The sequence below is a fragment of the Microbacterium sp. Bi128 genome (genome assembly GCF_918698205.1).
Genome location: NZ_CAKKMM010001246.1, coordinates 1 through 1,514, shown reverse-complemented (window position 1 = coordinate 1,514; position 1,514 = coordinate 1). Strand labels below are relative to the sequence as shown.

Genomic DNA, 1,514 nt, shown 5'->3' with positions numbered 1-1,514 from the left:
CTTCCGTACCGGGCTATGCACAACTCCGGTGCACTGTTGCTTGCGCTTTCTCTCGGGACGCCGGTGCTCGTTCCGAAAAATGAGATGACCGATTCCTTGGCCGCCGAAGTGGGTGAGCAGTGGGTACAGCGCTTCGAAGGTAAGCTCACTCCCGAAACACTCGCTCGTGCGGCAACTGCAACGAAGAGTATCCTCGGGTTGCCGGATCTCTCGCACCGTGAATGGCGGGAAATAGGTGACCAGCACGTTCGCGTATACCGCCAGGCTGTGGGTGTCCCTGCGTGATGACCCTGAAATTCTACGGCGGACCTCGTTTGCGCTGATCACCTGGAGACCCCGAAGTTGAAGTTCAGATGGGGCGCCAGGCGCGGTCCGTTTGCAGTACGGATGTCGCCTTGCACTGGCGTTTTGGCACTAGACAGTCAGTATTTGAGGCTTAGGAATGGCGGCCGGGCGTCACTACGAAGCTTGGTGCTGACGTCCCATCGCGAAGGCGTCGGCATCGGGAAACGAATCCACCCATTTGTGGGCTCGTCCCGTTGTTCAGCCGATCGCTGATGACGCCCAGTGCAGCCATCTGTCCAGATTGGGTCCGGTCGCTCTTCGAAAATCCAGGACGGTTGGGTGAGGAAGCAGCAGATGAGTCGCAACGCCAGACTGAGCATGTTGTCAACTGTCAAGACCGAGCCGCCATGTTCGTAGTCCACCAAATGTCCGGGGACGGACGCCCGACCCTGGGTCACCGGAGACCTAACAATTGCGCGAGGACCGGAATTAGCATCTCCGCCAAGCCGGGCAACTTTTTTCGCAGACCGAAGATTGACCGTCCAGCGCCGCGCAAGCTTGCAGCTTCCGGCCAGCATCTGTGACTACAATCGAGGGCAGAACATTGCACCAGCCACGCCGGAACAACGCCGGAATACGGAGATATTTCATGTCACGATGGCTCGAGGTCGGCCCGGACAACTACGTCCTGACCACCCAAGGTTCCCTGCTCAACACGGGTCTGGTGGTCGGCACCGAGCGCGCCATGGTGATCGACACCGGCGGCGGGCCCCGGCAGGGCCGCGAGATCCTGGCTGCCGTGCGGGAAAAGACCGGGCTACCGCTCGCCGTGGTCAACACGCACGCCCACTATGACCACTTCTTCGGCAACGCCGTCTTCGCCAGTGAGGGCGTCACGGAATTCTGGGCGCACGAGAACTGCGCCGCGGAAATCGAGGAGAACGGTGATGAGCAGCGCCGGCTGGTGGCCTCCGCGGAACCCGAAATGGCGGCCGGTCAGGGTTCCGACGCTGAGTTGGTGGTTCCCAACGCCATCGTGAAGGACCAGCCGGTCCTGGTGGACCTTGGCGGGCAGACCGCCACCTTGTTCTATCTGGGCCGCGGACACACCGACGGCGACCTCCTGGTCGGCACGGCCAGCACCCTCTACGCCGGCGACCTCGTCGAACAGGGTTCCCACCCGTCCTTCGAGGACTCCTTTCCGGAAGACGGGGCCGACGCCCTCCGTC

The 1,514-nt window shown here is 62.0% G+C and carries 1 protein-coding gene and 1 pseudogene; both read left to right on the top strand.

What is annotated here, in order from left to right; all coding sequences use genetic code 11:
* Nucleotides 1–285: pseudogene (locus LQV45_RS31690) on the top strand (glycosyl transferase); the annotation flags it as partial.
* Between the two features lie 649 nt (nucleotides 286–934).
* Nucleotides 935–1,514 (top strand): MBL fold metallo-hydrolase (locus LQV45_RS31685; protein WP_230011392.1); only part of this gene is annotated, 580 nt, incomplete at its 3' end.